Genomic DNA, 24,821 nt, shown 5'->3' with positions numbered 1-24,821 from the left:
GGACTGGTTTGATGGGCGCCGTCGGGCTCCAGACCCACATCTGGGCCAATAATACCCGGTCGGTCATCCTGCTGGTGACCTTCCCCATCCTGCTGATCGGCATCCTGTACGGGGTCCAGCTGATCATGATGGGCTTCGGCTTCCTGCCCAACTCGGGCAAGGGGCTGGGGCAAGACATGGCTCTGGCGGCGTCCTGGCTCGGCTGGACGGTCCCGATGGCCTTCATCATCGCCGGCATCTGGTTCGCCATCGCCTATTTCGGCAGCCAGACCATGGTCGACATGCTGACCGGCGCCCGCAAGGTCGAACGCCGGACGGAACCGGAGCTCTACAATCTGCTCGAAAACCTCGCGATCTCGCGCGGCCTGCGCACGCCGACGCTGCGGATCATTGACAACGACAGCCTGAACGCCTTCGCCACCGGCCTGCACGAGGGCCAGTACAGCATCACCCTTACCCGCGGACTGGTGAACACCCTGAGCCGCGACGAGGTCGAGGCGGTGATGGCGCACGAACTGACGCACGTGATCAACAAGGACGTGCGGACGATGGTGATCGCCTCCATCTTCGCCGGCATCATCAGCGTCATCGCCGAACTGGTTTTCCGCGGCCTGATCTATTCGCGGGGCGGCGGGCGGCGGGACAACAAGAACGCCATGCCGCTGGTCCTGATCGGCATCGCCTTCGCCGTCATCGGCTTCGTGCTGGCCATCGTCATCCGCATGATGCTGTCGCGCAGCCGCGAGTTCGTGGCCGACGCCGGCTCCGTCGAGCTGACCAAGAACCCGGATGCCATGATCTCGGCCCTGCGCAAGGTCGAGGGACGCTCCGGCGTGAAGGGCCCCGATGAACTGCAGCAGCTGTTCCTCGACAACCAGCCGGACGGCGTCGGTCTGGAAGGCCTGTTCGCCAGCCATCCGCCGATCCAGAAGCGCATCGACGCCCTGGTGAAGTTCGGCGGCGGGCGTGATCCCGGGCCTTGGTCAGGCGTGACGACGGCCACGTGGGACACCTCGGTGCCCGCCGCCGGCTAGTCCAGCCGTTCCCAGCCCAGCCGGGTCAGCTGTTCCAGCGGCCGGAAACCGGCCTTGTAGTCCATCTTCTTCGAGCCCCGGACCCAGTAGCCGAGATAGACGAAGGGCAGCCCAACCGTAGCGGCCTGCCTGACATGATCGAGAATGGCGAACCGCCCGAGGCTCCGCGCCTCCAGCGCCGGATCGAAGAAGCTGTAGACCATCGACAAGCCATCGGAGAGCAGGTCCGTCAGACACACCCCGACCAGATCGCCCGGCCCGCCGTCGGGCGAGGGCAGCCGGTACTCGATCAGATGCGTCCGCACCGCCGTATCCTCGACCATGGCGACGTAGTCGAGCCAGCCCATGGTGCTCATGCCGCCGCCCGGATGGCGACCGTGGAGGTAGCGGCGCAGCAGGTCGAACTGCTCCATCGTCGCCTCGGCCTCAACGAGATCGCGGGTCAGATCGGCGTTTCGCTTCAGAACCTTGCGCTCGGATCGTGAAAACTGGAACTCCGGCACCGGCAGGCGCACCGAGACGCAGGCGTCGCAGCCTTCGCAGGCCGGGCGGTAGGCGATGTTCTGGCTGCGGCGGAAGCCGGCCTGGGTCAGCTCATCGTTGACGTGCGCACCCTCGCTGAACGGCAGGTTGGCGAACACCTTCCGCTCGGTCTGGCCCGGCAGATAGGGGCAGGGGGCCACCGAGGTCATGTAGAAGCGAAGCTGGCGTGTAGGGACGAACTGGGTCACGGGCGACAGCTCCCCACCCGAATCCGACGACAGTTTGGCGCCCGTTGCCGCATCCGCCGATTTGGCCCCGCACAGAGCCGCGCCGCAAGCCCCTTCGCCCGACGCCTGAGCGGCGGGCGGGCGGTCACAGGCTGGTGTCCGTAGGCAGGACCGGCGCCTCGCGCAGCAGCACGATGGCGATCCGGCGGTTGCCGGCCAGGGTCGGATCGTCCGGATACAGGGGGTCCGAACCCGCCTTGCCGGAGACCTGATAGACGCGGTCCGGATCGACGCCGGCGCCCTGCAGCACCAGCCGCGAGGCGTTCGCCCGCTCGGCCGAGAGGGTCCAGTCGTTCGGCCCGGTCGCGCGGTTCGAGCCCGGCGCGGCCGAGGTGTGGCCAGTGATCGAGATGCGGTTGGGCAGCCGGTTGATGACCCGCGAGATGGCCCGCAGGAGCAGCTGGGCGCGCGGGTTCGGCCGGGTCGAGTTCTGCTCGAACATCGACCGGCCTTCCTGATCGACCAGCTGGATGCGCAGGCCTTCCGGCGTCTGGTCGATGATCAGCTGTTTCGACAGCTCGGCCAGCTCCGGCATGGATTGCATGGCCTGCCGCAGCGATTCGGCGGCGGACGCGAACTCGGCGGCCTCGCGCCGGGCGATCTCCTCGCGCAGGGCCTCTTCGCTGGCGGCGGCGAGGTTCTGGCTCTGGCCCACGTCCTGCGGCGCATCCGCGGGGGCCTCCGGCGCCAGCTGGCTGATGACGGACATGGACCCCGACGCCTTGGCCCCGTCGTCGCCCAGCGAGGTGCCGCCGAGAATGCCGCCCGAGCCGGAGGTGGTGGCCGAGACGCTGGCGGGGGCGAAATATTCGGCGATGCCGCGCTTCTGTTCCGGGTCCGTCGTGTTGATCAGCCACATGAGCAGGAAGAAGGCCATCATGGCCGTCACGAAGTCCGCATAGGCCACCTTCCACGCGCCGCCATGGTGGCCGCCGCCGATGACCTTCTTGACCTTCTTGATGAGGATCGGACGATCGCTCATGGACATGGGGGACTCGCGGGGCACTTGTGTTCGGGCCACAGTCGGCAGTCCGCGTTAAGAACCCGTTTGCGATACTTGCTCACCACGTCCGGAGGCCCGAGATGCCCATGCTTTTCCTGATCGCCGGACTGATGCTCGCCGACCCCCAGGCCGCGCCATTGGCGACCGCGGGCGGGGAGGGGGCGCCGCCACCGGTCACGTCGCCATCTCTCGCCGCCGCGGCTCCCGAATTGGCGGCTCTCCCGGGCGTGGTGCTGGTCGGCTATCCGGTCGATGGGCGCAGCCCGCGGGCGATCCGGGACTCGATCAACGACCGCCGCCCGCGTCTGCCGCAGGGCGAAGCCTTCGACGCCCGGACCGACTGGCGCTACCAGACACAATGGAAAGGCGGGGCGGGCGGCTGCGATCCGGCGACGGCCGAGGTCGATATGACGGTGATCGTCACCCTGCCGGAACTGACCACCCGCGACGCGCTGGACCGCCGTGAGCGCGAACAGTGGGACCGCTACTACAAGGCGCTGATCGGCCACGAACACAACCATGTGCGGATCGCGCTCGCCGCGGCCGAGCAGATGCGCACCTATATGCGCGCCGCGCCCGATTGCGCCTCCATGCAGGCGGTGCAGCGCCAGATCGGCGCCTCGATCCAGCCGGCCAACGACGCCTATGACGAGAGCACGCGGCACGGCCGGAGCGAAGGCGCGACCTATCCTTGAAGGTCGCGGTACAGAATCCTGCCTTGCCCGCTTCCGGGGGCTCGCCTAGTCGTTGGATGTGACCGCCCCGGCTTCCCCCGACGAATTCGACGCCACCGCCTACCGGCGCGCCCTCGGCGGCTTCGCGACCGGCGTTTGCGTGGTTACGGCGCACACCGACGAGGGCCCGTTCGGGATCACGGTCAATTCCTTCACCTCCGTCTCGCTGCGCCCGCCGTTGATCCTGTGGTGCCTTGATCGCGCTTCCTGGCGGCACGACGCCTTCGCCAGGGCCGAGCGGTTCGCGGTGCATGTGCTGCCGGTCGAGGACCGCGAGATGTCGGACCGGTTCGCCTGGGGTGTCTGCCGCCTGTCCTCCGACGAGTTCGACAGCACCAGTCCGGAGCCGCCGCGGCTCAAGAATGCCCTGACGCGGCTGGACTGCACGGCGCACGAGCGGATCGTCATGGGCGATCACCTGACCATTGTCGGCGAGGTGCGGCAGTTCGAAACCCGCCCCGGCGATGCCCTGACCTACTACCGCGGCCGTTACGGGACCGCGGCCGAACCGCAGACGTGAGGATCAGACCATGAAGATCGGCTTCGCGGGGCTGGGCGTCATGGGCGGGCCGATGGCACGCCACCTCGTGCAGAACGGCCATGACGTCGCCGGCTTCAACCGCTCACCGGACAAGGCGCGGGCCTGGGCCGCCGCGACGGGCGGTCGGTTCGCGGAGACCGTGCATGACGCCGCCGCCGGCGTGGAGCTGTTCATCCTCTGCGTCGGCAACGATGACAACGTACGCGAAGTAGTCGCGGCGGCGCTGCCGGCGCTGGGGGAGGGGGCCGTGATCGTCGACCACACCACCACCTCGGCCAAGGTCGCCCGCGAGTTGGCGGAACTGGCGGCGCAGCAGGGCGTCTCATTCATCGACGCGCCGGTTTCCGGCGGCCAGGCGGGCGCTGAGAATGGCCAGCTCAGCGTCATGGCCGGCGGTGACGCTGCGGCCCTGGTCCGGATCGAGCCGATCCTCATGCATTACGCGAAGGCGGTGAAGCACATGGGCCCGGCCGGGTCAGGCCAGCTCACCAAGATGGTCAACCAGATCGCCATCGCCGGCGTGGTGCAAGGTCTGGCCGAGGCCGTTCACTTCGCCCAGACAGCCGGGCTTGATACCGACGCCGTCTATGACGCCGTATCCAAGGGCGCAGCGCAGTCGTGGCAGATGGACAATCGGTGGAAGACGGCGGCGGCGGGCCAGTTCGAGTTCGGATTTGCGGTCGACTGGATGCGCAAGGATCTGGGTTTGGTGCTTGACGAGGCGCGGTCGAACGGCTCGCATCTGGCCCTGACGGCGCTGGTGGATCAGTTCTATTCCGAAGTGCAGTCCATGGGGGGATCGCGATGGGACACGTCGAGCCTGGCGGCGCGGCTGCAGAGGACAAGTCCGACGTCTGGGGGCTCTGGGCGCGGCTGAAGACCTATTTTCCGACGTGGAGCCTGCTGCCGTCCAGCTTCTATACGCCCGGGGCATGGGGATACATGGGCGTCGACTTCATCAGCGGTTTCCGTCGTAATCGTTCGACAGGCCAGGCCTTCGAGCTTCTGGCCGGCGTCGACGACCGCACGTTTGACGCGGTTTCCGCCTTGGCGAACCTCAATGCGCGGCGTCAGGACCAGATGCTGCGCGCGGTGATCATCGCGTACCTGACCATCCCGGTGTCGATCATCGCCATTCTGGCCGAGGTCGCCGGAGACAGCCTGCTGTCGTTCGTGCGCGAGAATTGGGAGACCTCGATCCAGTTCGGCGTCGCGGTCACCTTTGGTCCGCTGGCCTATTATCTGAGCCACTGGCGGTCGCGCCAGATCGTCAGCGTCCTCGATCTGATCCGTATCGAACGCGGTCAGTCGCCATACACGGCTCTGGAGCTCCGGTCGGAATAGTATATCGCATTTCGCATAATATATCTTAGGCGATAACTGGATGGGCCTTTTGGGCTCGCCATCCGTGCCTCCCGCGACTACCCCTCTCTCGCAGACAAGGAGCGATTATGGCGGGCCTCAAGGACAAGCGCGGCTTTATTGACAAGGACCGGCTCGACCTCTCGGAGCGTCAGGCCGTCGAATACTGGATGAAGCGCTGGGGCGTGACCCGCGACCAGATCGTCGCCGCGCACCGCAAGGCTGGGCGCATGGTCAAGGACATTGCCGCCGAGCTCGGTAAGAAGCGCTAGTCCGCGCCTCGCTGAAGTGCTGCGATGGTCGACAGCGCCTCATCGCGCACAGCCGTGTTCTCGAACGCTCGTCCCGGAATGATGAATGCACTCTGGCCGCGGCCGGTCACGGTGATTCCATCACCGGCCCGGGCTACGGAGCGGATCCGGCTCCAGGACAAGCGACCAGACTGCTTGCCGCGCTCATAGGAAATTCCCGCCTCGTCGAACCTTAGCGTGCGTTCCTGAGGCGTGTATCTCAGCTGCGGATACATGATCATCGCGCCGACCAGAGCCGCGCTGGTGAAGCCGCCTGCCACCACTGCCACGCCCGGCGCGCCGCCCACCTCCATAAGCACGAAGGTCGTCATGACCATGGCGATGATCGCGACATGGTAGAGCCACAGCGTCCGCTTCCAGGCTAGCCAGTACCAGGTCCAGAGTTCGTCCCGACGGACCGCGTACCGGACCATTACGGTCAAAGGTGCAGCACCCGCTGATAGGCGTCCAGCGCGGCCTCATGCATGGCCTCGGACATGGTCGGGTGCGGATAGACGATGCCGTGGATGTCCTCTTCCGTCGCCTCCATGGCGATCGCGGTGACATAGCCCTGGATCATCTCCGTGACCTCGGCGCCGATCATGTGGGCGCCGATCAGGGCCCCCGTCTTCGCGTCGAAGATGGTCTTGACGAAGCCCTCGACCTCGCCGGCCGCCACGGCCTTGCCGTTCACACGGAACGGGAAGCGGCCGATCTTCACTTCGCGCTTCGCCTCGCGGGCGCCCTGCTCCGTGATCCCGACCGAGGCGACCTGCGGCTGGGCGTAGGTGCAGCCGGCGATCGGCGAGTTGACGTTCGGCGTCTTGAAGCCGGCGATGTACTCCGCGGCGTGGATGCCCTCGTGCGAGGCCTTGTGAGCCAGCCATGGCGCACCGGCGCAGTCGCCGATGGCGTACAGCCCCTTCACATTGGTCTGGCAGTGGCCGTCGATGGTAATGTGGCCGCGATCCATGTTCACGCCGAGCGCTTCAAGGCCGATGCCGTCGGTGTTGGCGGTGATGCCGACCGCCGAGATGCAGACCTCGGCTTCCAGCGTCTCGGCCTTGCCGCCAGCCTCGATCGCGACCTGCACGCCCTTCCCGCCCCTGGAGACCTTCGTCACCTTGCACCCGGTCCGGAACTTCATGCCGCGCTTCTCGAACGCCCTCTGGGCGGTCTTGGAGACCTCTTCGTCCTCGACCGGCATGATCCGGTCGACCGCTTCCACCACAGTAACTTCCGCGCCCAAGGCCCTGTAGAAGCTTCCGAATTCAATTCCGATAGCGCCCGAGCCGATGACCACGATAGAGGCCGGCATCTTCTTCGGCGCCATGGCTTCGCGATAGGCCCAGATCCTGTCGCCGTCGGCCTCGAGCCCGATTTGGGGGATCGCCTTGGCGCGCGCGCCCACCGCCAGCATGACGGCCTTGGCCTCGACCGTGCGCGACCCGCCGGCTTTCAGGGCGATGACGGTTTTGGGAGCGCCAGAGGCGCCACTTGGGCCCTTCTCCAGCGTCGCCGTGCCCTCGATCACCTCGATCTTGTGCTTCTTCATCAGGAAGGTGACGCCCTTGTTCATCGTGGCGGCGACGCCTCGTGAACGCTGGATGATGGCGTCGAAGTCGAACCCGACCTTGTCCGCGGACAGGCCGTAATCCTTCAGGTGCGACAGGCTCTCGTATTTCTCGCCGGACTTGAGCAGCGCCTTGGTGGGGATGCAGCCCCAGTTCAGGCAGATGCCGCCCAGGTTCTCGCGCTCGACAATGGCCGTCTTCAGGCCCAGCTGGCTGGCGCGGATGGCGGCGACGTAGCCGCCAGGGCCCGAACCGATGACGATGAGGTCGAATTCAGCCACGGTCTGCCCCTACGCCAGCATCGTCACAGGATCTTCGATCATCGCCTTGAAGACCTGCAGGAATTTCGCGCCGATGGCGCCGTCGACCACGCGGTGATCGCAGGTCAGGGTGACGGTCATGACGGTCGCGACAGCCAGTTGGCCGTTCTTCACGACCGGACGCTGCTCCCCTGCCCCGACGCTCATGATCGCGCCCTGCGGCTCGTTGATGATCGAGGCGAAGGCCTTGATGCCGAACATGCCGAGGTTGGAGACCGAGAAGGTGCCGCCCTGGAACTCCTCGGGCTTCAGCTTCCGGTCACGGGCCCGTTTGGCGAGGTCCTTGGACTCGGTCGCGATCTGCGACAGCGACTTGGTCTCGGCCTTGCGGATGATCGGGGTGATCAGGCCGCCGTCGATCGCCACCGCCATCGCCACGTCGGCGTTGTGATGCATGGCGATGCCCTCGGGCGAGTAGCTGGCGTTGGCCTCGGGCACGGCCTTCAGGGCCATGGCGCTGGCCTTGATGACGAAGTCGTTGACCGAAACCTTGATCCCGTCCTTCTCCAGCATGGCGTTGACCTTGGCGCGCGAGGCCAGCAGGCCGTCGATCTCGCAGTCGATGGTCAGCGGGAAGTGCGGCACGTCGCGGAAGCTGTCGGTCAGGCGGCGCGCGATGGCCTTCCGCATGCCGTCCAGCGGCACGAGGTCGTAGCTGCCGTCCGGGATGCCCATCTGCGCCAGCGACAGGACCTTGCGGGCTTCGGTTGCGGGAGCCGATGCGCCGGCGGAAGCCGGAGCCGCGGAGCCCTTGGGCGCGCCTTCGACGTCGCGGCGGACGATGCGGCCGTGCGGACCGGTGCCCTTGACCGCCTTGAGGTCGACGCCGTTCTGGGCTGCGATACGGCGGGCCAGCGGTGAGGCGAACACGCGCTCGCCCGATGCCGCGGTTTTCGGCAGGGTCGCTTCGGCGGCCTTGACGCCTTGGGGCGTGGCGACGGCCTGGCCGCTTTCGTGCCCGGCCGGAGCGGGCTTGGCGGCCTCGGACTTGGGCGCTTCAGCCTTGGGGGCCGGAGCGGCCGCGCCGCCCTCGTCCTTCAGACGCGCGATCGGCGTGTTGACCTTCACGCCCTCGGAGCCCTCGGCCACGAGGATGTCGGTGATCTCGCCCTCGTCGACGGCCTCGACCTCCATGGTCGCCTTGTCGGTTTCGATCTCGGCGATGACGTCGCCCGCCTTGACCGTGTCGCCAACCTTGACGTGCCACTTGGCCAGAACGCCCTCTTCCATCGTCGGCGAGAGGGCGGGCATCAGGATGTCGGTCATTGCGCGCCCCCTGTCCCGGTCGGTTCGGTGATCGTCTGGACGTTCTGCGCCTTGAGCGCATCGCTGAGGCCGGCGAGTATCTGGTTGTAGGCGATGCGCTCGTCGACGCCGTGCCGCACGTTGTAGCCATGGGCCATGTGGGTCGCGGCATAGGCGAGCATCCGGCCGAACATGGCCGGATCGTTGAAAGCCGGCTTGATCGACATGACCGGCTCCTGCTTCGACCACCACATCCGCATGATCTCGATGGCTTCCGGATCGGCGGCGACGCTGTCCGGCGTCTTCAGCTGGTGCTGTTCGGGCTCGCTCATGCCATCACCTGCTTGACCGCGGCGACGATCTTGTCGACGCCCGGCAGCGACAGCGCCTCGAGATTGGCGGCGTAGGGGAGCGGCACATCCTCCTGATGCACCCGCAGCGGCGGAGCGTCGAGGTAGTCGAAGGCGTGCTCGATGACCCGGGCCACGACTTCGGCGCCGACGCCCATCGGACCCCAGCCTTCCTCGGCCGAGACCAGACGGCTGGTCTTCTTGACGCTTTCGACGATGGTTTCGTGGTCGAGCGGACGCAGGGTGCGCAGGTCGACGACCTCGCAGGAGATCCCCTCCCCGGCCAGCTGTTCAGCGGCCTGCAGGGCGAAGCCGACCATGCGGCTGTGGGCCGTGATGGTGACGTCCGTGCCCTCGCGGCGGACCTTGGCCTTGCCGATAGGGACCAGATAGTCCTCGACCTCCGGCACGTCGAACTCCAGCCCGTACATCATCTCGTGCTCGAGGAAGACGACGGGGTTCGGGTCGCGGATGGCCGACTTCAGCAGGCCCTTGGCGTCGGCGGCGTCATAGGGCGCGATGACCTTGAGGCCCGGCACCTGCGCATACCAGGCCGAATAGTCCTGGCTGTGCTGGGCGCCGACGCGGCTTGCGGCGCCGTTCGGACCGCGGAAGACGATGCCGGCGCGGATCTGGCCGCCAGACATATACAGGGTCTTGGCCGCCGAGTTGATGATGTGGTCGATGGCCTGCATGGCGAAGTTGAACGTCATGAACTCGACGATCGGCTTCAGCCCGGCCATGGCCGCGCCGACGCCAAGACCGGCGAAGCCGTGCTCGGTGATCGGGGTGTCGACGACACGCTTGTCGCCGAACTCCTGCAGCAGCTCGCGGCTGACCTTGTAGGCGCCTTGGTACTGGGCGACTTCCTCGCCGATCAGGAAGACAGCCTCGTCCCGGCGCATCTCCTCGGCCATGGCGTCGCGCAGGGCGTCGCGGATGGTCGTCTTGACCAGTTTGGCGTCGGCCGGGATTTCCGGATCGCGCAGCTCGACCTTCGGGCCGGCGCGAGTGTCGTCTTTCTTCTCGGGATCGCCCGACTTGTCGGCGGCCGGAGCGTCCGCCACGGGGCTGGCGGCGGGAGCATCGGCCTTCGGCGCCGGTGCGGCCGCGCCGTCCTCGCCGGCCAGACGCGCGATCGGCGTGTTGACCTTCACGTTCTCCGAGCCCTCGGCGACGAGGATCTCAAGCACCTCGCCCTCGTCCACGGCCTCGACTTCCATCGTGGCCTTGTCGGTCTCGATCTCGGCGATCACCTGGCCGGCCGATACGGTGTCGCCCGCCTTGATGTGCCATTTGGTCAGCGTGCCCTCTTCCATCGTGGGCGACAGGGCCGGCATGAGAATGTCGGTCACGAGTCAGGCCTCCACGTAGACGTCGGTGTAGAGCTCGGACGGCTCCGGCTCCGGGCTTTCCTGGGCGAACTGGACGGCCTCGGCGACGATGGCTTTCACCTCGTTGTCGATGGCCTTGAGTTCGTCCTCGGTCGCCTTGGCGGCGGCCAGCAGGGTCTTGATGTGATCGATCGGATCGCGGGTCGTCTTGACCTGGTCGACCTCTTCCTTGGTGCGGTATTTGGCGGGGTCCGACATGGAGTGGCCGCGGTAGCGGTAGGTCTTCATCTCGAGGATGAAGGGGCCGCCGCCTTCGCGGGCGCGCTTGACGGCGCGGGCCACGGCGTCACGGACCGCCAGCACGTCCATGCCGTCGACCTGCTCGCCGGGGATGCCGAAACTGGCGCCGCGCTCGCTGAGCTGGGTCGTGGACGACGAGCGTTCGATGCTCGTGCCCATGGCGTACTGGTTGTTCTCGATGATGTAGATGGCCGGCAGCTTCCACAGTTGGGCCATGTTGAAGCTCTCGTAGACCTGGCCCTGGTTCGCCGCCCCGTCGCCGAAATAGATGAAGGCGACCGAGTCATCGCCGCGGTAGCGCCCCGCGAAGGCCAGTCCGGTGCCGAGCGCGACCTGCGCCCCGACGATGCCGTGGCCGCCGTAGAAGCCGGTGGCGGTGTCGAACATGTGCATCGAGCCGCCCTTGCCCTTGGACGAGCCGCCGATGCGGCCGGTCAGCTCCGCCATGACCTCTTTGGGGTCCATGCCGGCGCACAGCATGTGGCCGTGGTCGCGGTAGCCGGTGATGATCTTGTCGTGACCCTGACGGACGCTCTCCTGAACGCCGACGGCGACGGCTTCCTGACCGATGTAGAGGTGGCAGAAGCCGCCGATCAGACCCATGCCGTACAGCTGGCCCGCGCGCTCCTCGAAGCGGCGGATCAGCACCATTTCGCGGTAGAAGCGCAGCAGGTCCTCTTTCGAGGCCGTCGGCGTATTGGGCAGTTTGGTCGCCTTGCTGGAATCAGCTTTGGCGGCGGGGGCTTTCGCCATCCGTCATCTCCCGGCTGGGCCGCGGTTCCGAGGCCTCTTGTCGTTACGGAAAGGGGCTTTAGCAGCCTTCGTTCCCGAAAGGCAAAGCCGCCTCACGGGGATGTAACGAAAGTTCACGCCCTCGGCGTGGGGCCTTCAGCCGCAGGCGGCGCGGAGACGCGCACCACATAGTCGCGCGGGTCTGCGAAACCCAGCACGGCCCGGGCCCGCTCTTCCAGCAGGTCCCGCGACAGGCTGTCGGTGCGCAGATAGCGGACGCGGATTTCGAGATCGCGGCGCTGTTCGAGAATGCCCGCCAGCTGGGCTTCGCGGCGGGTCAGCATGGCGTCGCGCTCGCCGCCGCTCAGCAGGCCGCGCTGGCCGGTCAGGGCCTGAACGCCGAGGTAGGCGATCAGCAGCAGCAGCATGGCTGACGGGAAATACGGCTTCATCCGCTCGGGCACTGACGGACGCTCCTTCTGAGCGTGGACTCACGATCAACAGAGTCTGACCGAAAATGCCTAACGAACCGTAGCTTGGCCGTGGCGGCTGAACCTATTTCAGCAGCATGCCGTCGCCGTAGTAGGCGCCCTGGTCGCCCAGCATCTCCTCGATGCGGAGCAGCTGGTTGTATTTGGCCGTGCGATCCGAACGGGCGAGCGAGCCGGTCTTGATCTGCCCGCAGTTGGTGGCGACCGCGAGGTCGGCGATGGTCGAGTCCTCGGTCTCGCCAGAACGGTGGCTCATCACGGCGGTGTAGCCGGCGCGATGCGCCATATCCACCGCGTCAAGAGTTTCGGACAAGGTGCCGATCTGGTTGACCTTAATCAGGATCGAGTTGGCCAGCCCCTCGCCGATGCCGGCGGCCAGACGGGCCGGGTTGGTGACGAACAGGTCGTCGCCCACGATCTGGATACGGTCGCCCAGACGGTCGGTCAGCAGCTTCCAGCCGTCGAAATCGTCCTCGGCGCAGCCGTCCTCGATGGAGACGATCGGGAAGCGTTCGCACAGGTCGGCGAGGTAGCCGACCATGGCGTCGGCCTCGAGCGTCTTGCCCTCCCCGGCCATGACGTATTTGCCGTCCTTGAAGAATTCCGTCGCCGCCACGTCGAGGCCGAGGTGGAAGTCCTCGCCCGCGAGATAGCCCGCCGCCTGACCGGCCCGGGTGATGAAGCTCAGCGCCTCCTCGGCCGAGGCCAGGTTCGGGGCGAAGCCGCCCTCGTCGCCGACGTTGGTGTTGTGGCCGGCGTCCTTCAGCTGCTTCTTCAGCGCGTGGAAGATCTCGGCGCCCATGCGCAAGGCCTCCGAGAAGCTGTCCGCGCCCGTGGGCAGGATCATGAACTCCTGGATGTCGATCGGATTGTCGGCATGGGCCCCGCCGTTGATGATGTTCATCATCGGGGTGGGCAGGATGCGGGCCGAGACGCCGCCGAGATAGCGGTGCAGCGGCAGTCCCGACGAGATGGCGCTGGCCTTGGCGCAGGCCAGGCTGACGCCGAGGATCGCGTTGGCGCCCAGGCGTCCCTTGTTGGCCGTGCCGTCGAGGCCGATCAGGGCCTCGTCGATGCGGCGCTGGTCTTCGGCATCCATGCCGCTGAGGGCGTCGAAGATCTCGCCGTTGACCGCGTCAACGGCTTTGCCGACGCCCTTGCCGCCCCACAGGTCCTTGTCGCCGTCGCGCAGCTCGACGGCTTCGTGCGCGCCCGTCGAGGCGCCCGAGGGCACCGCGGCGCGGCCGAAGCTGCCGTCGTCCAGGATCACGTCGACCTCAACCGTCGGATTGCCGCGGCTGTCGAGGATCTGGCGGGCGGCGATGTCAGCGATGTCGGTCATGGATCGGCTCTTGTGCGGGGCGATGGGTCGCCCGCGTTTAGCCCGCCCAGGGCCGCGGGGGCAAGGAAGGCGTGGCGCTGCTCATGGCCGGAGTGGCCGCGAAAAACACCGGCCACTTCGGCCACTCCGGCCAATTCGGGCCGCTGGCGGAGGGGGCGAAGATGGACGGGCGGCGGGGTCATAACGCCAGTCTACCCCGCCGCTCCGTCAGAAGCGGACGTAAGCCCGCCTAGGCGCAGCCCTCGACGTATTCGATGCTGGGCCCGCCGCCGGCGATCGATCCGACCTTGCCGTCCTCGCCGATCTCGTACTTCAGACCCCGCGCCGCCGCGCTCTGGTGATCCGTCGTCGACCAGACGGTGACGTATTCGGCGGGCGCCCCGACGTATTTGTGCGGCGTGACCTCGGCCCCGGGGCCATAGACGCGTTTCACCTCGGCGGCCGGATCGCCGATGCTCAAGCCGCGATCGGTCTCGATGGCGGTGTTGCGGCTGACCCAGATGCTGGTGAGGACGCCCTGCTCGACCATGACCAGCAGGCCGTCGGGCGCGCGGGCGGGATGGAACATGTCGCAAGACGCCGGATCCGGGCCGCCGACCGCCTCAGGATTGGAGTCGGCGCCGAGGGCGGTCTCCACCTCGGCCCGTGTCATGCCGATGCGCAGCGGACCGAAGCCCTGGGCCGTCAGCCGGTCGGGTCCGGGGGCGGGCGTGGCGGGCCCGGAGGGCGTTTCGGTCGCCGGCGGCGTCGGCGCGTCGGCCGGCTCTGACGGAGGCGCGCCGCAGGCGGCGAGCGACAGGACGGCGACCGAGGAAAGGGCGACAAGGCGGATCATGGACGTCTCCAGCGTTGCGATAGCTGGACACAAGGCACGAAAACGGCGCGCGAGGCTACTCGCGCGCCGTAAATGCTTCGTCGGGCCCGGAATGAGATCCTGGGGCCCGGACCCGGTCGAAAGACCTAGTCTTCCTTCGGCGTCAGAACCTGACGGCCGCGATAGGTGCCGGTCTTGAGGTCGATGTGGTGCGAGCGGCGCAGCTCGCCCGTGTCCTTGTCCTCGGTGTAGGCGTTCGTGCCCAGGGCGTCGTGGGCGCGGCGCATGTTGCGACGCGAGGGCGATACTTTGCGCTTCGGAACGGCCATGTCCGTCTCAATCTTCTTAAGGTCGGGCGCTGTGGAAAGCGCGAAAACAACTGCGGCGGCCCTCGAAAGAGCCGCCACGCGAGCGCGGGCTTATGCCTGAACCCGCCGGGGAGTTCAAGTCTGCAGACGCGCGGTCCAGCCCGCCCGCGAAAGCCCATAGTACAGGCTGTCCTTCCACTCTCCGCCGACATGCCATGTGCGCTCCGCGAACCCGGTTCTGATCCAGCCGAGCCGCTCAAGCAGGCGAATCGATGCGGCGTTGTCCGGATCGACGTCGGCGGTCAGGGCGTCGAGGTCGCGCGTGGCGAAGACATGATCGATCGCCGCGCCTACCGCCTCGCCCGCCAGCCCCCGCCCCCAATGGTCCGGATGCAGGATGTAGCCGACCTCGGGCAGCCGCCAGAACCCCGCCTTGCCGATCACGACGCCGTCGCGCTCGATGACGAAGTCGGGGTTGTCGGCTCCGTTGGCGATCATGCCGGCGAGCCACTCCCGCGTCTGATCGAGGCTGTCGTGCGGTGGCGTCGACCACCAGCGGGTGGCGCGAGGGTCCGACAGCACGGCATGCATGGCGCCGATATCACCCTCGCGGGCGGTCCTGAGCTTCAGCCGGGCGGTGACGATCTCCATGCCCAGCGAGTGCGGCTCGCGGACGGCACGGTCAAGCCAGTTCGCGTTCCATGACTACGAAATGAAGGTCGTCCCGCAGCGGCAGACCGAACCGTGGATTGCCGTAGGGGAACGGCAGGGTCTCGCCGGTCGGGCCGTAGCCGAGCCTCTGGTACCAAGCCATCAGCGTCTCCCGCTGCGGAAAGACGGAGATGCGCACCCGGAGCGCGCCGAATCGCTCGCGCAGCGCGTCATGACCGGCCTCCACGAGCATTCGGCCCAGACCGCCGGCCTGAAGCGTCGGGCTGACCGACAGCATGCCGAAATAGCCGGTCGCCGCGCCTCGGTCGGCAATCAGGATGCAGCCCACCAGTTCGTTGTCCCGCCACGCGGTCAGCAGGGCCTGCGCCGGGTCGGCGAGGATGTCGGCGAGGTCTTCGGGATCGGTGCGCTGGCCGTCCAGCAGGTCGGCTTCCGTCGTCCAGCCGGCGCGGGACGCCTCGCCGCGGTAAGCGCTCTCGATCAGGCGATGGAGGGCCGGGATATCGGCCGCCGCCGCGTCGCGGATGACGATATCAGTCAAGGTGCAGGATCCCCGCCACCGCCTCGCCGATGACCAGCGAGCTGGTCAGGCCGGGGCTCTCGATGCCGAACAGGGCGACGAGGCCGTCGATGCCGTGGTCGTCCCGGCCGCGGAGCTGGAAGTCCGGCTGGGGTTCGCCCGGTCCGTGCAGCTTGGGCCGGATGCCGGCGTAGTCCGGCGTCAGCGCCCCGTCCGGCAGGTCCGGCCAGAAGCGGCGGATATAGCGCTCGAACTCCACTGCCTTGGCGGCGTCGACGGAATAGTCCTCGCCATCGACATAGACGAGGTCGGGGCCGAACACCGCCTGACCGCCGAGGTCCTTGCGATAGTGGGTGCCCAGCGCCCCCGGGATGGGCGGCGGATAGATAAGCCGCTCGAACGGCGCCTTGCCGGTCAGGCGGAAATAGACGCCCTTGCCGAAATGCGCGGCCGGGATGTGGTCGGCCGGATAGCCGGCGATGCGACCGGCGACGTCCTGGGCGCCGAGACCCGGGGCGGTGATCAGCAGCCGGGTGGTAAGGGTCGCGCCGCCCTCCCCGCCCGCCGTGACGCTGAACCCGCCGCCCGGCAGCGGCTCAGCGCCTTCGAAGGGCGTGGAGACGACGACCGAGCCGCCGGCGTCCTCGATCTCGCCCTGCAGGGCCAGCATGTAGCCGTGGCTGTCGAACACCCCGCTTTCGGGCGACAGGATGGCGGCGTGGGCGTTCAGTCCCGGCTCCAGCGCCCGCGCCTGGGCGCCGGTCAGATGCTCCAGCCCTTCGACCTCGTTGGCGGTGGCCAGTTCGAAGATGGTTTCGATGCGGGCGACCTCGGCCTCCTCCGTCGCGACCACCAGTTTGCCGCAGCGGCGGTAGTCGACCTTGTGGCTGTCGAGGAAGGCATACAGCAGCCGGCGCCCCTGAACGCAGAACCGCGCCTTCAGCGAGCCGGTCGGATAGTAGAGGCCGCCGTGGATGACCTCGCTGTTGCGCGAGGACACGCCCTGGCCGATGAGCGGCTCCTTCTCGAGCACCAGTACCGAAAGGCCGCGTTTCGCCAGCGCGCGCCCGCAGGCGAGGCCGACCGCGCCGGCACCGACGACGACGGCGTCGAAGTCGAAGCTCACGCTTTCGGTCCGTACAGATGCGCCGCGCGGGCCTCGAAACACCCCATCAGCTTGCTGACCGCCCGGTCGAAATTGGCCTGAAGCATCATGTCGAGCAGCCGCGACTTGAAGGCGAAGTCGATCATGAACTCGACCCGTGTGCCCTGCGGGTCCGGGAAGAACTCCCAGCGGTTCCGCAGATGATGGAAGGGGCCGCGCAGCAGGCCGACCTCGACCTTGGGTGCGTTGCGATCGTGCCGGACCCAGGTCGAGAACCGCTCCTTGAGGAAGGAGAAGCCGACCCCGGCCTCTGCGTCGACGAGCGTCACGCCCGGCGCTTCCTCGCGAAGGCCCCAGACGCGCATGGACGACACCCAGGGCACGAAGTCCGGGTAGGCGCCCACGTCGGCGACCAGCGCCGCGAGCTGGTCGGGCTGGTAGGGCAGGATTTTCGTGACGCGGTGGACGGCCAAGGGCGGCTCAGCGGCCGGTCTGCGCCAGACGCGCGGCCCGGAGGCGGGCGAAGTCCTCGCCGGCGTGGTGCGACGAGCGGGTCAGTGGCGACGAGGACACCATCAGGAAGCCCTTGGCCCGGGCGATCGCCTCATAGGCCTTGAACTCTTCCGGCGTCACGAAGCGCTCGATGGCTGCGTGCTTGCGAGTCGGCTGCAGGTATTGGCCGATGGTGATGAAGTCGACGCCGGCGGACCGCATGTCGTCCATCACCTGCATGACCTCCTCCTTGGTCTCGCCGAGGCCGACCATGATGCCGGACTTGGTGAACTGGTTGGGGTCGCGCTCCTTGACCATCTGCAGCAGGCGCAGCGAGTGGAAGTAGCGGGCGCCCGGCCGGATCTTCAGATACAGCCGCGGCACGGTTTCGAGGTTGTGGTTGAACACGTCCGGGGTGGCGTCGATCATCACCTCGGCCGCGCCGTCCTTGCGCAGGAAGTCGGGCGTCAGGATCTCGATGGTGGTGCCCGGCGCCTGCAGGCGGATCTGGCGGACGACCTCGGCGAAGTGGGCGGCGCCGCCGTCGGAGACGTCATCCCGGTCGACGCTGGTGATGACGACGTGGTTCAGCCCCATCTGCTGCACGGCCAGGCCGACCTTGCCGGGCTCTTCCGGGTCGAGCGGCTGGGGCAGGCCCGTCTTGACGTTGCAGAAGGCGCAGGCCCGCGTGCAGGTGTCGCCCATGATCATCAGGGTGGCGTGCTTCTGGCTCCAGCACTCGCCGATGTTCGGGCAGGCGGCCTCCTCGCAGACCGTGTGGAGACCCTTCTCCTTCACGATCGCGCGGGTGGCGTTGTACTGGCCGGACCCCGGCGCCTTGACGCGCAGCCAGTCGGGCTTCTTCAGCACGACGGACTCGGGCCGGTTCTGCTTTTCGGGGTGACGCAGTTCCGCGGGGGTCTTCGTCAGGGTGTCGATCAGCGTGACCAAGGCGGCGCGGGCTCCGGGCGGTGCGAAACCGCTATGTCGTCCTTCCGGGTGGCGAAGGCAAGGCGACGCCGAAGCTCACGCAAGGTAACGTATCTTTTCAATGTCACCGCCGCGCTCTAGTTTGCCGGCAGGACAAGGCGCGGCCAACGCGCCACGGAGGCTGTCTTTGCGCGTACCCCTGGACCCCAAGGCCGTTGAGGAAACCATCTTCGACGCCCTGCTCGCGGCCCGCGACAAATACGGCGACAAGGAAATCCTGGAGGACCAGGACCGGAAGCCCCTCACCTACACCGGCCTGATCCGCGCGGCCTTCGTGCTGGGCCGCAAGATCGCCGGGCTGACCGAAATGTCGGAACGCGTGGGCGTCCTGCTGCCGTCCAGCATGGGCGTGGTGGTGACCTTCTACGGCCTTCACGCCCACGGCCGCATTCCGGTGATGCTCAACTTCACGTCGGGCGAGCGCAATGTGAAGGCGGCGCTTCTGGCCGCCGGCGTGCGCAAGGTCCTGACCGCCAAACGCTTCATCCAGCAGGCCAAGCTGGAGGAACTGATCGGTCACATCGAGAGCGTGGCCGAGGTCGTCTGGCTCGACGACGTGCGCAAGACGATCGGCCTGCCCGACAAGCTCTATGGGCTGATGGCCGGCATGATGCCGAAGCGGTTCCGGACGAAGACGGAGCCGTCCGCGCCCGGCGTGGTGCTGTTCACATCCGGCAGCTTCGGCGCGCCCAAGGGCGTGGTGCTGAGCCAGTGGAACCTGGTCGCCAATTGCCGCCAGGTCGCCCAGCACATCGAGCTGAAGCCCGAGTGGGTGATGTTCAACCCGCTGCCGACCTTCCACTGTTTCGGCCTGACCGGCGGCGTGCTGCTGCCGCTGCTGCAGGGGATGAAGGCGTTCCAGTATCCCTCCCCGCTGCACGCCAAACAGATCGTCGAACTGCTGCCGCAGGTGAAGGCCTCGATCCTGTTCGCCACCGACACCTTCCTGAACCAGTACGCCCGGGTCGCCGGGCCCGACGACTTCTCGACGCTGGAGTTCGTGGTAGCCGGGGCCGAGAGGGTGCGGGACGAGACGCACCATCTGTTCAACACCCGCTTCCACGGCCTGAAGCTGCTCGAGGGCTACGGCGCCACCGAGGCGGCGCCCGTGGTGGCGGTGAACCATCCCGACCGCAACCGGCCGGGCACCGTCGGCCAGATACTGCCCGGCATGGAGTGGCGGCTCGACCGGGTGGACGGGATCGACGAGGGCGGACGCCTGTATCTGCGCGGCCCGAACGTCATGGAGGGCTATCTGTCCGCCGACGATCCGCTCGCCATCGAGCCCTTGGTCGATGGCTGGCATGACACGGGCGACATCGTCGATGTCGACGACGAGGGCTATGTGTCCATTCTCGGGCGGGTGAAGCGCTTCGCCAAGATCGGCGGCGAGATGGTGTCTCTGACGGCGGTCGAGGGGCTGGCCAGCGCGGTCTGGCCCGAAGCCCGCCACGCGGTGGTGTCCATCCCCGACAGCCGCAAGGGCGAGAAGCTGGTTCTGGTCACGGACCGCAAGGACGCCGACGTGTCCCGGCTGGCCGAATGGGCCCGCAGCCACGGCGCCCCGGAACTGGCCGTGCCCAAGAAGATCATGCGGGTCGGAGAAGTGCCGGTGCTCGGCACGGGCAAGACCGACTACGTCGCCATCCAGCAGATGGTGGAGCTGGACAAGGCGGCCTGAGTTCGCTGGCGGACATATTCTTGTAACTGGAACCGACTCCGTTTCAGACTGGCCTTCCCACAAAGGGAGGGACCCATGTTCGACAGGTTTTCCGCCTACCAGCCGCAGTTGCTCAGCCTTCTGCGCATCGTCACCGGCCTTCTGTTCGTCTGCCATGGCACGGCCAAGGTGCTGGGCTTCCCCGCAATGGACGGCCTGCCGCCGCCCGGCCTGAGCCTGGCGGGCCTCTCAGGTCCGATCGAGCTGGTGCTCGGCACGCTCTTCCTGCTTGGCCTGTTCACCCGTCCCGTCGCCTTCCTCGCCGCCGGCTTCTGCGCCGTCGGCTATTGGGCGGTGCATGGAGTGCAGGGACCGATCCCGTTCCTGAACGGGGGTGAGACCATCGTCCTGTACTGCTTCGTCTTCCTGTACTTCGTCGCCGCCGGCCCGGGACCGTGGAGCGTCGACGCGGCGATCCGCAAGAGGGTCTAGCCGATCCGGACGCCCGTCATCGAGATCGAACCGCCCTCGATGACGTCGTTGAAGAAGCTGACGTCGTCACCCGGCAGGCGCTGGGCGGCGACGTACAGCAGCGGCAGGAAATGCTCGTCGGTGGGAACGCTCATCTGCGCGTCCTCGGCCAGACCGACCCAGTCGATCAGCGCCGCGTCGTCGCCACGCACCAGCGCCGCCTTGACCGCCTCGTTGAACTGGCTGGCCCAGGCGTAGGGCTCACCGCCCGCCCGCTTCCAGGTGCGCAGATTGTGCACGAAGTCGCCCGAGCCGGCGATCACGACACCCTCGTCGCGGAGGGCCGCCAGCTTGCGGGCCAGATCGAAATGATCGTGCGCGTCGAGCCGCCGGTCGAGCGACAGCTGAACGATCGGCACGTCCGCTTCGGGCCAGACATGCGCCAGCACCGACCAGGTCCCATGATCCAGTCCCCACTGGTGCGTGGGGGTCGCCCCGGTCAGGGCCGAGACCCGCGCGGCCAGATCTGGAGATCCCGGCGCAGGATACTGCATCGCGTGCAGTTCCGCCGGGAAGTTGCCGAAATCATGGATGGTTTCAGGCTTCGGCTGCGCCGTCACACCCAGCCCTTCGGTTTCCCAGTGGGCCGAGACCATGACCACGCCCTTCGGCTTGCCGAGCGCGCGGCCGAGTTCGCCCCACGCTTCGGCGTACGGCCCGCCGAGTGCGTTCATGGGCGATCCATGGCCGAAGAAGACGGCGGGCTGGCGGTTCATCCGAACAACTTCTTCGCCGTTTCGGCGACGTAGCGACCCTGCCAGCGGGCGCCTTCCAGTTCGTTGTCGCTGGGCATGCGTGAGCCGTCGCCGCCGGTGATGGTGGTCGCGCCATAGGGCGAACCGCCGGTGATCTCGTCCATTCGCTGCTGCCCGGCCCAGGCATAGGGCAGGCCGGCGACGACCATGCCGTGATGCAGCAGGGTCTGGATCAGGCCGATCAGGGTCGTCTCCTGCCCGCCGTGCTGGGTCGCGGTCGAGGAGAAGGCCGAGCCGACCTTGCCGACCAGCGCGCCCCGCGCCCACAGGCCGCCGGTCTGGTCGAGGAAGTTTCGCATCTGGGAGGCGGCCGTGCCGTAGCGCGTGCCTGCCCCGACGATGATGGCGTCATAGCCGGCCAGATCGTCGACGGCCGCGATCGGCGCCGCCTGATCCAGCTTGTAGCCGCTCTGCCGCGCCAGTTCCTCGGGCACCAGCTCCGGAACCCGTTTGATGTCGGCGGTCGCGCCCTCGACCTCCCGCACGCCTTGGGCGACAGCACGGGCCATCGCTTCGATATGGCCGTAGGTCGAATGATACAGGACGAGGATCTTGGGCATCGGGGACTCTCCGCTGGATGAGGTTGCGATTAGCAACAGCGTGTGTAGCGGATATGGGGTCCGCTGGCCGGCGGTCAAGTCGCGACGGTCAGGTTTTGATCCTGGGTCCCAGAGGACAAACGCGGTCGTAGAAGTCCGCCGGGGCCGGCGCCGCCTCCCCGTGCAGCAGCCGGAAGCGGTGTTCGACCACCATGGCCTGCTGCTCGATGTTCAGCCCGCCCCAGTCGCAGTCCATGCCGACCGGGTATTCGTAGGAGGCCGGCTTGTCGCCGGCGCGGAGCTTGCCGGTCAGCAGGTTCACACCCTGCTGCGCCTGCCAGACATGGGTGAGTTCGTGGACCAAGACGGCCTGTGTCCGCAGCGGCGCATCGGCGACGTCGGAGGGCAGCGTTCGTCGCGGCCAGACGATCCATTCGCGCCCGAACCAGCGGCCCGGCACGAAGGCGCGGTCGAACGGCCAGGGCGAGGGCAGGAAGCGGATGGCGTCGAGGCGCAGGGCGTCTCCGAAGGCCTCCTCCGCGAGGCCGCGCTCGCCGGGCGTCAGCGGCCGGATCACGGGGCCGCCGCGGCCGCCGCATAGCCGCCGGTGGGGCTGACCCACTCCCAGTGCCACGGCTCATAGACATAGGGCACGAAGCCGAAGCGTCCGGCGTTGCGCACCAGCCAGCGGTAGGTGTCGCTCCGGGTCATGTGCAGCCGGCTGGCGGGCGAGGTGTTGTCGACGCCCAGGCCGGGCGCCTGACCGACGTACAGGTCCACAGCCGTCCCCGTGCGGTGCGGCGAGCAGACGGCGCGGCGCAGGCCGTCGCAATTGCCCTGGGCGGCGCAGCGGGCGGCGTCGGCCTCCGGATCGCGGAAGCCCGAGAAAATCTGCAGCAGCTCCGGATTTTCCGCCACCTCCGGCACTTCGGCGCGGGCCGCGGCCACCAGCCGACGATAGGCCTCCAGCACGTCACGGCGCAGCAGCCGGGTCAGGCGGTCGGCGTGCTCCTCCGACTCGACCAGATAGCCGAGTTGGTACAGCGGCGGCGGCTCGGGGCATGGCTCCTCGCGCACGCGAGCCATGATGAAGGGCCGCCGCTCCTGCCAGACGCCACGAAAGGTCTGGAATGTCGCCTGATCGAACCAGCCCGTCGGCGGCAGGGCATGGGCGTACTGGAACTCGGCCAGCGCCTTGGCGAACACCGGCGATCCGGGCGCGCAGTCGGTGCCGAGTTCCTTCTGGATCAGCGGCAGATAGGTCTCCCAGCCCCATTCGGTCGGACCGAAGGGGGTCCATTCCAGCGAATAGTGGGAGATGGCGTTGGCGAGCGCCGGGGCGCCCCATTCGGTCGCGCCCACGTCGCAGACCTCGGCCGCGCCGGAGCGGTTCTGGGCGCGCGCCTGCCCCGCCCCCGCCGCGAGCAGCAAGGGCAGAACGGCCAGCAGGGTAAGGGCGGCGCGCCTGAACATCGCCCGATGGTGGCCCCAGCCGTGTGTCATCGGCAAGGCCCTTCGCCTGACGCGCGGATGGCGGCTCGTGCGGCTCGCGCACCGCCCGCAAAATCGGCATGGTGAAGCCACGGTCGACTCACGGCCGGATCGCCGGACGCCCGCATGACCGACGCCGCCCCCGCTCTTTCCGCGCCCCGCCGCAGCAACGCGGTGCTCGCCGCCTTCGCGGGGCCGTCGCTGCCGTTCGCGGCGCTGGGCCTGCCTCTGATCGTTCACCTGCCGACCTTCTTCGCGCGCAGCCTCGAACTTCCGCTCGCCTCGATCACGGCCATCTTCTTCATCGCGCGGATCCTCGACATCGGCGCCGATCCCTTCATCGGCATGTGGATCGACAAGACCCGGACCCGGATCGGCCGCTTCAAGCCGTGGATCATGGGCGGCGGACTGATGCTGATGATCGCGACCTGGCTCTGCTTCATGCCGCCGCCGGGCGCGGGCCTGCCGCTGCTCGCCGTCTGCCTGGTCGGCATCTACGTCGCGTTTTCGGTCGTCGTTCTGGCCCAGACCTCCTGGGCCGCCGTGCTGTCGTCGAACTACAACGAACGCAGCCGCGTCTATGGCTGGTGGCAGTTCGGCAATGTCGTCGGCATCCTGCTGGTCCTGCTGCTGCCCGTCATCGTGGCCGCAAGGGGCGGGACGGAGGCCGAAGGCGTCGCCGCCATGGGCCTGTTCATCATCGTCCTGCTGCCTGTGACCATCGCGGCGGCGGTGAAATTCGTCCCGGAGCCGCGGGTGGTCGGGGAATGCCACGCGACCCTCAAGGACTATTTCGCCTTCTTCAAACTGGCCTCGATCCGGCGGCTGATGCTGACCGATCTGCTGTACGGGCTCGCGCCCGGGATCACCGGCGCCCTGGCCCTGTTCTACTTCACCTCGGTCAAGGGCATGGACGGCGGTCAGGCCAACATCCTGATCTTCGCCTATTTCGCCGCCGGTCTTGTGGGCTCGCCGCTGTGGAGCTGGGCGGCGCTGCGGCTGGGCAAGCACCGGGCGCTGGCGGTGGCCGGACTGGTCTACGCGGCGGCCTATCTCGGCGTCTGGGCCGCGCCGGTCGGCTCGTTCCCGCTGGCCGTCGCCAGCATGCTGCTGGTCGGCCTGCCCTTCCCCGCCGGCCAGATCCTGATCCGCGCCATGATGGCCGACATCGGCGACGAGGAGCGGCTGGAGAGCGGCGAGGACCGATCGGCCATGCTGTTCGCCCTGATGACCCTCACCAACAAGCTGGGGACCGCCCTGTCGACCGTCGTGCTTCTGCCGCTGGCCTGGGTCGGGTTCCAGCAGGCGACCGGCGCGGTGAACACGCCCATGGCGCTGAACACCCTCAGCGGACTGTTCGTGATCCTGCCCATCGCGATGCTGATGGCCAGTTCGATGATCATCCGCCGCTTCCCCATCGACGAGGCTCGCCAGAAGGAGGTCCGGGCCGCTCTGGAGGCGCGCGACGCCGAGACCGCCGCCGTGCCTGCCGAGGCCGAACCGGCGTGACGCCCATCGACCG

At 67.9% G+C, this 24,821-nt stretch carries 29 protein-coding genes and 1 pseudogene; 9 read left to right on the top strand and 21 right to left on the bottom strand.

The features are described from left to right. The first annotated feature begins 11 nt into the window (after nucleotides 1-11). Nucleotides 12-1,034, top strand: coding sequence for a M48 family metallopeptidase (locus GGQ87_RS13385; RefSeq protein WP_168048565.1), 1,023 nt, complete (start codon nucleotides 12-14; stop codon nucleotides 1,032-1,034). Here GGQ87_RS13385 and GGQ87_RS13380 read toward each other — a convergent pair. Further along, a pseudogene (locus GGQ87_RS13380) lies at nucleotides 991-1,765 on the bottom strand (arginyltransferase); the annotation flags it as partial. The gene GGQ87_RS13385 and the pseudogene GGQ87_RS13380 sit on opposite strands and share 44 nt — an antisense overlap. Nucleotides 1,766-1,889: 124 nt before the next feature. Continuing rightward, on the bottom strand, nucleotides 1,890-2,792 hold the full coding sequence (locus tag GGQ87_RS13375) for a flagellar motor protein MotB (protein WP_168048561.1): 903 nt from the start codon (nucleotides 2,790-2,792) through the stop codon (nucleotides 1,890-1,892). A 95-nt stretch (nucleotides 2,793-2,887) separates the two neighbouring features. Here GGQ87_RS13375 and GGQ87_RS13370 point away from each other — a divergent pair, with 95 nt between their 5' ends. The 5 genes from GGQ87_RS13370 (at nucleotide 2,888) to GGQ87_RS13350 (ending at nucleotide 5,716) form a co-directional block, all read left to right on the top strand. Continuing rightward, complete coding sequence (locus GGQ87_RS13370; RefSeq protein WP_168048559.1) at nucleotides 2,888-3,502, top strand: DUF922 domain-containing protein; 615 nt, start codon at nucleotides 2,888-2,890, stop codon at nucleotides 3,500-3,502. Between the two features lie 58 nt (nucleotides 3,503-3,560). Next, a complete protein-coding gene (locus tag GGQ87_RS13365; protein ID WP_342448367.1) occupies nucleotides 3,561-4,061 on the top strand; it encodes a flavin reductase family protein in 501 nt (166 codons plus the stop codon). 10 nt (nucleotides 4,062-4,071) lie between these two features. Further along, nucleotides 4,072-4,959, top strand: coding sequence for an NAD(P)-dependent oxidoreductase (locus GGQ87_RS13360; protein ID WP_168048555.1), 888 nt, complete (start codon nucleotides 4,072-4,074; stop codon nucleotides 4,957-4,959). After that, nucleotides 4,887-5,426, top strand: a complete 540-nt coding sequence (locus GGQ87_RS13355) for a hypothetical protein (RefSeq protein WP_168048553.1) — start codon at nucleotides 4,887-4,889, stop codon at nucleotides 5,424-5,426. The genes GGQ87_RS13360 and GGQ87_RS13355 overlap by 73 nt, the downstream gene beginning before the upstream one ends. A gap of 107 nt (nucleotides 5,427-5,533) precedes the next feature. Continuing rightward, a complete protein-coding gene (locus GGQ87_RS13350) occupies nucleotides 5,534-5,716 on the top strand; it encodes a DUF3606 domain-containing protein (RefSeq protein WP_168048551.1) in 183 nt (60 codons plus the stop codon). On the opposite strand, the gene GGQ87_RS13345 is transcribed toward GGQ87_RS13350, so the two are convergent. The 15 genes from GGQ87_RS13345 to lipA all read right to left on the bottom strand — a co-directional run bounded on the left by GGQ87_RS13345 (nucleotide 5,713) and on the right by lipA (nucleotide 18,284). Continuing rightward, a complete protein-coding gene (locus GGQ87_RS13345; RefSeq protein WP_168048549.1) occupies nucleotides 5,713-6,168 on the bottom strand; it encodes a YcxB family protein in 456 nt (151 codons plus the stop codon). The two genes, GGQ87_RS13350 and GGQ87_RS13345, sit on opposite strands and share 4 nt — an antisense overlap. 5 nt (nucleotides 6,169-6,173) lie before the next feature. After that, entirely contained in the window at nucleotides 6,174-7,589 is a 1,416-nt protein-coding gene (lpdA, locus tag GGQ87_RS13340; RefSeq protein ID WP_168048547.1) for a dihydrolipoyl dehydrogenase, read from the bottom strand. A 9-nt stretch (nucleotides 7,590-7,598) separates the two neighbouring features. Next, on the bottom strand, nucleotides 7,599-8,894 hold the full coding sequence (locus tag GGQ87_RS13335; RefSeq protein ID WP_168048545.1) for a pyruvate dehydrogenase complex dihydrolipoamide acetyltransferase: 1,296 nt from the start codon (nucleotides 8,892-8,894) through the stop codon (nucleotides 7,599-7,601). Beyond that, on the bottom strand, nucleotides 8,891-9,205 hold the full coding sequence (locus GGQ87_RS13330; RefSeq protein ID WP_168048543.1) for a DUF5076 domain-containing protein: 315 nt from the start codon (nucleotides 9,203-9,205) through the stop codon (nucleotides 8,891-8,893). Before GGQ87_RS13330 ends, GGQ87_RS13335 begins: the two co-directional genes overlap by 4 nt. Next, entirely contained in the window at nucleotides 9,202-10,578 is a 1,377-nt protein-coding gene (locus tag GGQ87_RS13325; protein WP_168048541.1) for a pyruvate dehydrogenase complex E1 component subunit beta, read from the bottom strand. The genes GGQ87_RS13330 and GGQ87_RS13325 overlap by 4 nt, the downstream gene beginning before the upstream one ends. A gap of 3 nt (nucleotides 10,579-10,581) precedes the next feature. Then, the gene (gene pdhA / locus GGQ87_RS13320; protein WP_168048539.1) at nucleotides 10,582-11,610 is read right to left on the bottom strand and encodes a pyruvate dehydrogenase (acetyl-transferring) E1 component subunit alpha; all 1,029 of its coding nucleotides are present in this window, start codon (nucleotides 11,608-11,610) and stop codon (nucleotides 10,582-10,584) included. A gap of 113 nt (nucleotides 11,611-11,723) precedes the next feature. Next, nucleotides 11,724-12,041 (bottom strand): FtsB family cell division protein, encoded by a 318-nt coding sequence (locus GGQ87_RS13315; protein WP_168049276.1) that lies wholly within the window; start codon nucleotides 12,039-12,041, stop codon nucleotides 11,724-11,726. 103 nt (nucleotides 12,042-12,144) lie between these two features. Further along, nucleotides 12,145-13,422 carry a phosphopyruvate hydratase gene (eno, locus tag GGQ87_RS13310; protein WP_168048537.1) on the bottom strand — a complete coding sequence of 426 codons (1,278 nt, stop codon included), beginning with the start codon at nucleotides 13,420-13,422 and terminating at the stop codon, nucleotides 12,145-12,147. Between the two features lie 229 nt (nucleotides 13,423-13,651). Further along, entirely contained in the window at nucleotides 13,652-14,257 is a 606-nt protein-coding gene (locus GGQ87_RS13305; protein ID WP_168048535.1) for a DUF3558 domain-containing protein, read from the bottom strand. Between the two features lie 125 nt (nucleotides 14,258-14,382). Next, nucleotides 14,383-14,565, bottom strand: coding sequence for a 50S ribosomal protein L32 (gene rpmF / locus GGQ87_RS13300; protein ID WP_168048533.1), 183 nt, complete (start codon nucleotides 14,563-14,565; stop codon nucleotides 14,383-14,385). Between the two features lie 114 nt (nucleotides 14,566-14,679). After that, on the bottom strand, nucleotides 14,680-15,195 hold the full coding sequence (locus GGQ87_RS13295) for a GNAT family N-acetyltransferase (RefSeq protein WP_168048531.1): 516 nt from the start codon (nucleotides 15,193-15,195) through the stop codon (nucleotides 14,680-14,682). A 31-nt stretch (nucleotides 15,196-15,226) separates the two neighbouring features. Further along, nucleotides 15,227-15,757, bottom strand: a complete 531-nt coding sequence (locus GGQ87_RS13290) for a GNAT family N-acetyltransferase (RefSeq protein WP_168048529.1) — start codon at nucleotides 15,755-15,757, stop codon at nucleotides 15,227-15,229. Next, entirely contained in the window at nucleotides 15,750-16,862 is a 1,113-nt protein-coding gene (locus tag GGQ87_RS13285) for an FAD-dependent oxidoreductase (protein ID WP_168048527.1), read from the bottom strand. The genes GGQ87_RS13290 and GGQ87_RS13285 overlap by 8 nt, the downstream gene beginning before the upstream one ends. Beyond that, on the bottom strand, nucleotides 16,859-17,314 hold the full coding sequence (locus GGQ87_RS15485) for a type II toxin-antitoxin system RatA family toxin (RefSeq protein ID WP_168048525.1): 456 nt from the start codon (nucleotides 17,312-17,314) through the stop codon (nucleotides 16,859-16,861). Before GGQ87_RS15485 ends, GGQ87_RS13285 begins: the two co-directional genes overlap by 4 nt. Before the next feature lie 7 nt (nucleotides 17,315-17,321). After that, nucleotides 17,322-18,284, bottom strand: coding sequence for a lipoyl synthase (gene lipA, locus GGQ87_RS13275; RefSeq protein WP_168048523.1), 963 nt, complete (start codon nucleotides 18,282-18,284; stop codon nucleotides 17,322-17,324). Between the two features lie 166 nt (nucleotides 18,285-18,450). Here lipA and GGQ87_RS13270 point away from each other — a divergent pair, with 166 nt between their 5' ends. Beyond that, nucleotides 18,451-20,004, top strand: a complete 1,554-nt coding sequence (locus GGQ87_RS13270; RefSeq protein WP_245161602.1) for an AMP-binding protein — start codon at nucleotides 18,451-18,453, stop codon at nucleotides 20,002-20,004. Nucleotides 20,005-20,079: 75 nt separating this feature from the next. Further along, a complete protein-coding gene (locus tag GGQ87_RS13265; protein ID WP_168048519.1) occupies nucleotides 20,080-20,475 on the top strand; it encodes a DoxX family protein in 396 nt (131 codons plus the stop codon). Here GGQ87_RS13265 and ygiD read toward each other — a convergent pair. From ygiD to GGQ87_RS13245, 4 genes are all read right to left on the bottom strand, one after another. Then, entirely contained in the window at nucleotides 20,472-21,230 is a 759-nt protein-coding gene (gene ygiD, locus GGQ87_RS13260; RefSeq protein ID WP_168048517.1) for a 4,5-DOPA-extradiol-dioxygenase, read from the bottom strand. The genes GGQ87_RS13265 and ygiD overlap by 4 nt on opposite strands. Then, entirely contained in the window at nucleotides 21,227-21,829 is a 603-nt protein-coding gene (wrbA, locus tag GGQ87_RS13255; protein WP_168048515.1) for an NAD(P)H:quinone oxidoreductase, read from the bottom strand. The genes ygiD and wrbA overlap by 4 nt, the downstream gene beginning before the upstream one ends. Before the next feature lie 88 nt (nucleotides 21,830-21,917). After that, on the bottom strand, nucleotides 21,918-22,385 hold the full coding sequence (locus GGQ87_RS13250; protein WP_168048513.1) for a hypothetical protein: 468 nt from the start codon (nucleotides 22,383-22,385) through the stop codon (nucleotides 21,918-21,920). Then, nucleotides 22,382-23,311 carry a D-alanyl-D-alanine carboxypeptidase family protein gene (locus tag GGQ87_RS13245; protein ID WP_245161680.1) on the bottom strand — a complete coding sequence of 310 codons (930 nt, stop codon included), beginning with the start codon at nucleotides 23,309-23,311 and terminating at the stop codon, nucleotides 22,382-22,384. Before GGQ87_RS13245 ends, GGQ87_RS13250 begins: the two co-directional genes overlap by 4 nt. A gap of 114 nt (nucleotides 23,312-23,425) precedes the next feature. Here GGQ87_RS13245 and GGQ87_RS13240 point away from each other — a divergent pair, with 114 nt between their 5' ends. After that, complete coding sequence (locus GGQ87_RS13240) at nucleotides 23,426-24,808, top strand: MFS transporter (RefSeq protein ID WP_168048511.1); 1,383 nt, start codon at nucleotides 23,426-23,428, stop codon at nucleotides 24,806-24,808. Nucleotides 24,809-24,821: the final 13 nt, after the last annotated feature.

This window comes from Brevundimonas alba (genome assembly GCF_011927945.1).
In the GTDB taxonomy this organism is placed as follows: Bacteria; Pseudomonadota; Alphaproteobacteria; order Caulobacterales; family Caulobacteraceae; genus Brevundimonas; species Brevundimonas alba.
The sequence above is the reverse complement of the archived record's forward strand: the minus strand, read 5'-3'. Positions and strand labels throughout refer to the sequence as shown.